The sequence below is a fragment of the Sphingomonas sp. 66-10 genome, from assembly GCF_001897045.1.
Taxonomy (GTDB): domain Bacteria; phylum Pseudomonadota; class Alphaproteobacteria; order Sphingomonadales; family Sphingomonadaceae; genus Sphingomonas; species Sphingomonas lycopersici.
This window is the reverse complement of sequence record NZ_MKRR01000030.1, coordinates 325-3,022: the sequence shown is the minus strand read 5'-3', so window position 1 is coordinate 3,022 and position 2,698 is coordinate 325. Positions and strand designations below refer to the sequence as shown.

Genomic DNA, 2,698 nt, shown 5'->3' with positions numbered 1-2,698 from the left:
CGGCGAGCGCCGGATCCATGATCAGGCCGCGGCCTTGCCGTCGGCCGGCGCAGCACGGCCGGTATCGACCAGATCTTTCGCGCGCTTGGCGTCGATGTGATCGGGGCCATCGCCGACCGGGACGGTGTGGCCCGCATCGACATAATGGCCGCTGTTCCGAACGGCGGCGCCGTTCAGGTGGATATGCTTCATGATATTTCCCCGAAGGTGCGTGGGCGCCGCACGCGCAGCGCCCACCAGGTCAACGATCAGGCTTCGCGGGCCGCCCGGATCGCAGCGACGATCTCATCCTTCTTGGCCGCGGTGCCGAGATCGACGGCTTCCTCGTCGGCCAGCTTCTTGAGGTCGGCGACCTTCATGGCGTCGAGCCCGTCGCCGGCATCGAGTTCGTCATCATCGTCGCCCTCGCGGAACTCGCCGCGACCCGCTTCAACGATGTCCTCGGCGCGCTCATCGGTAATGGCGCGCTTGTCATCGCTCACCGGTACGGTCTCGCCCGCCTCGATAAATGCGCCGCCGTTCGCGAAGGCGGCGCTCAAGAGAAGAATATAACGCATAGGGTGTCTCCTTATTCAGGCTGCGATCAGACGAACGCGCCGTTGAGACGGACCTGAGCCGTGGTGTCGCCAGCAAGCCGCGCGAGGATGGAAACCCCGATCAAGGTGTTGCTGGTGGCGGTGGCGGTGACGACCTTGGCGGTGTTGTCCCAATAGACCTTCACACCTTCGCCGATCGCGTTGGCATCCTTGGGGAGGGACACCTTGCCTTCGATGAGGAAGGGGCCCTTGGCGCCCGAGGCAATCGCGGTTTTTGCGACGCCGAAGGTGTTTCCAATAAGGGCGCCGGCACCAGAGGCGACAGCGGCCGGAGCGGTAAGGACGAGCGTGTCGCCTTCGCCGAGATAATTCAGCATGGGATTTCTCCAGATGAACGAAAGGCGGGCGACCGGGGCTCCGGCCGCCCGATCGACCGATCAGGTCGCGGAGCCGGGGTTCTTGTAGAGGGCGCGCCAGTCGATCGCCTTGGCGCCGAAGACGAGGCGGGCTTTGACTTCCATCCCGTCGATTTCGAAGCCCTGCCGCTGCTCGATCTGCACACCCTCGTGACCGGCGAGATACGCATATTCGATCGTGTCGATCGGCTGCGCATTCGGATCGGCCGCAAGGAACCAGCTGTAATCGCCGATGCGCGGTTCCACCGTGACGGACAGCGACCGGTTGTATTCCGGGTTGATGTTACCCGCCTGATTGGCCGTGAAGTTCGGCGAGGTATACTGATTGGCCTGCTGCTCGCGCAGCGGACCGACCACCAACGTCGCCGGGGTGGCCGAGGTGAAGCGGCCCTTGGGCGCCTTCTGGGTGCGCATCGCGGTGCGACCAGCCGACAGCTGATCGATCCCGATCACGGTGCCGGCAGCGGCGAGGTTCCCGTGGCTGGCGTGGAACAGCGTGATGCCGTCCGCCATCAGGGGGTTGCTCAGCATGATCGCGTAGACGACATCGCCCTCGACCTGGGCGGCTTCCTGACCCATCGCCATCGGGATGCGGTCGAACGCGCTCAAGTCATCGTTGATGATCGTTTCCCACGAAATCGGGATGATCTGGCCCCACTTGCCGACGGCATACTGCTCCGCCGAATCGCCGACGGTCGCGTATTCGTACTCGGCGCTCTCCAGCACCTGCTTCATCGGCGAGATGTCGGACAGAGCAACGCGCGAGACCGGTCGGAAGTCGGGGACCGAGGTCTGCCGACAGAACGACTGGAAGGTGCGCGGCGCGAGATCGTACCCGCGGCGCAGGGTGCGGCCGACCGTATTCCCGAGCACCGCCGGGAAATCGGAGGTCGTCATCTGGCCGGCGTTGCGGGGCGCGCGATGGCGGAAAACCTCCATCGCGACCTGCACGTCGGTCATGTTCCGCGTGCTGACGCCGGTCGCCTCCATGAAGTCGCGCGCGAGCACGATCAGGCGACGGCCCGCGAAGCCGCGCGCGTCGTCGGTCAGCTGATTGCGCGGGTTCGCGCGGTGGGCGATCGCCAGGCTCATCGCCTCGGCGCGCGCTTCGAACTGCGCCACCGGAATGGTCGCCGGCCGATAGTTCGTGATGTTCGGCGCATTGGTGGCGATATGGTCGATGATACGCTCGCGCGCGGTATCGACGGTCACGCCCTCGTCGACGAGGCCATCCGCGAACTCGCGGGTGAGGCCGGCGCGGGTCGCCTCGTTGCGGATCGTCGCGGCGCGAGCGCGCTCCGCGGCAAGCGCCGCCGAGACGGCATCGCCGACGTTGGTCGGCTGCGGCGCAGGGGCCGGAGCCGGAGCGGGAGTCGGCGCAGGGGCCGGAGCGGGCGCAGGGGCCGGGGTCGGCGTGGGCGCGGGGGTCGGCGTCGGGGTCGGCGCCGGAACGTCGTCTTCCATTACAATCTCCTGTGGAGTGATGACGGCGGCAGGCGCCGGTTTGCTCGCCGCGTTCGCGATGAGCGGGTGCGCGGGGACCTTGCGGAACCCGAACCTTGAGGCGTCGAGCATGTTGGTCGCGGTGGATGCGCCCGCGATCGTGTCGACGAAATTCATCTCCAACGCTTCCTGCGCCGTCATCCATGTTTCGGCGTCGAGGAGCGGGTTCAGCTCTTCCGGCGTCATGCCGGTGCGCTGGGCGTAGATGTTGACGAGCTGGTCTTGCAGCATGTCGAGCCGGTC

Annotated in this window: 4 protein-coding genes; all 4 read right to left on the bottom strand. The window is 66.5% G+C overall.

Translation table 11 applies throughout. The features are described 5' to 3' along the window. Positions 1-21: 21 nt before the first annotated feature. The gene (locus tag BGN95_RS03555; protein WP_286771629.1) at positions 22-192 is read right to left on the bottom strand and encodes a hypothetical protein; all 171 of its coding nucleotides are present in this window, start codon (positions 190-192) and stop codon (positions 22-24) included. Positions 193-248: 56 nt separating this feature from the next. Further along, a complete protein-coding gene (locus BGN95_RS03550) occupies positions 249-557 on the bottom strand; it encodes a hypothetical protein (protein WP_286771628.1) in 309 nt (102 codons plus the stop codon). 26 nt (positions 558-583) lie between these two features. Beyond that, positions 584-913, bottom strand: coding sequence for a DUF2190 family protein (locus BGN95_RS03545; RefSeq protein WP_286771627.1), 330 nt, complete (start codon positions 911-913; stop codon positions 584-586). 60 nt (positions 914-973) lie between these two features. Further along, the coding region (locus BGN95_RS03540; RefSeq protein WP_286771626.1) for a phage major capsid protein at positions 974-2,698 on the bottom strand (1,725 nt) is incomplete at its 5' end.